We start from the raw sequence: 1,695 nt of genomic DNA on the forward strand, positions 1-1,695 counted from the left end.
CTTGCGGGGAATCAAGGTGTTGCTTCCCGTTCTGGGCCTCGTTGAGGTGGTATGGCGATCCCGGACGAGACCCGTGACCAACTCTCTGCACGGTTCGGGGTGTTGTTCCCACATTTGGACGAGCGGCAGCGGCGGCTGCTGATGGGGGCCGAGGCCCGGCTGCTGGGGCACGGTGGTGTCCGCGCTGTCGCGAGGGCGGCGGGGGTCAGCGAGACGACGGTCCGCAATGGCGTGTTCGAGCTGGAATCCGGCGAGGAGCCGTTGGGGCGGATCCGGCGTCCTGGCGGGGGACGCAAACGTGTCGTGGTCTTGGATCCGGGGCTGCGGCCAGCACTGCTGGCGCTGGTCGAACCCGATGTGCGGGGTGATCCGATGTCGCCGCTGCGGTGGACGGTGAAGTCGACCCGCACGCTCGCGGCGGAGCTGGCCCAGGCCGGGCACAAGGTCAGCGCGGACACCGTCGCCGACCTGCTGCGGGAGGAGGGCTTCAGCCTGCAGGCCAACGTCAAGACCTTGGAGGGGAAACAGCACCTGGACAGGGACGCGCAGTTCCGCTACCTCAACGAGCAGGTCCGTGGGCACCGGGACGCGGACCAGCCCGTGATCAGCGTGGACACCAAGAAGAAGGAACTCGTCGGCGAGTTCAAGAACAGCGGCCGCGAGTGGCAGCCCACCGGCGAGCCGGTGAAGGTGGGTGTCCACGATTTCGCCGATCCTCAGCTCGGCAAGGCCGTTCCCTACGGCATCTACGACCTCGCGGCGAACACCGGGTGGGTCAACGTCGGCACCGATCACGACACCGCAGCCTTCGCCGTGGAATCGATTCGCCGTTGGTGGAACGGCCAGGGCCAGAGCGCCTACCCCCAGGCGACACGACTGCTGATCACTGCCGACGCGGGCGGCTCCAACGGCTACCGCACGCGGGCCTGGAAACTCGAACTCGCCCGGCTCGCCGCCGAAACCGGACTGCTGATCACCGTCTGTCACCTGCCTCCGGGCACATCGAAGTGGAACAAGATCGAACACCGACTCTTCTCCCACATCACCATGAACTGGCGTGGCCGCCCGCTGACCAGCCACGAAGTCATCGTGCAATCCATCGCCGCGACCACCACCCGCACCGGACTGAGGGTGACGGCCGAACTCGACACCAACGCCTACCCGACCGGAGTGCACATCGGCGACGCGGAGATGGCCGCTCTGCCGCTGACCCGGCACGCCTTCCACGGCGACTGGAACTATGCCCTGCACCCTCGGCCATGCCTCGCAATCCCGGCGGCCCGGACCCCGCAGACGGCGGAGCCGGAGTGGGACCATGCCCTGCTCTCCGATCCCGCCTTGACCGGGATGTCCCGCCGGCAACTGCATGCCCTGACCCAGACTCTGGCCCCCGACGGCGACACCCAGCGGGGCCGCCCGCCCAAGCTCACCTTCCCCGACCAGATTCTGGCTACCGTGCTCCACCTGCGGGTCGCCCTTGCCGCAGAACCTCTCGCCGTACTGTTCGGCAGTAGTCGGACCGCCATGCACCGCACCCTCCTCAAGAACCGGAGGCTGCTTGAGAAACACGGCATTGCCATCGCACCCGCGACAACCCCGCCCCTGGCTCTCGCGGCCCTCCAGACTCGGGTCCTCACCCAGGTAGGCGAGCCCAACAACAAGATCAAGACAACGTGTTAATGATCTGCAAGCCCT

1 protein-coding gene is annotated in these 1,695 nt (G+C 67.4%); it reads left to right on the forward strand.

What is annotated here, in order from left to right; translation table 11 throughout:
- The first annotated feature begins 51 nt into the window (after positions 1-51).
- Complete coding sequence (locus ACFWW8_RS38550; RefSeq protein WP_386537600.1) at positions 52-1,680, forward strand: ISAzo13 family transposase; 1,629 nt, start codon at positions 52-54, stop codon at positions 1,678-1,680.
- The last annotated feature ends 15 nt before the right edge of the window (positions 1,681-1,695 follow it).

Source organism: Streptomyces sp. NPDC058701 (genome assembly GCF_042715295.1).
Classification (GTDB): domain Bacteria; phylum Actinomycetota; class Actinomycetes; order Streptomycetales; family Streptomycetaceae; genus Streptomyces.

Excerpts from the sequence above, each read along its gene's own strand:
- ACFWW8_RS38550 (WP_386537600.1), top strand. The coding sequence starts at position 52 with ATGGCGATCCCGGACGAGACCCGTGACCAACTCTCTGCACGGTTCGGG.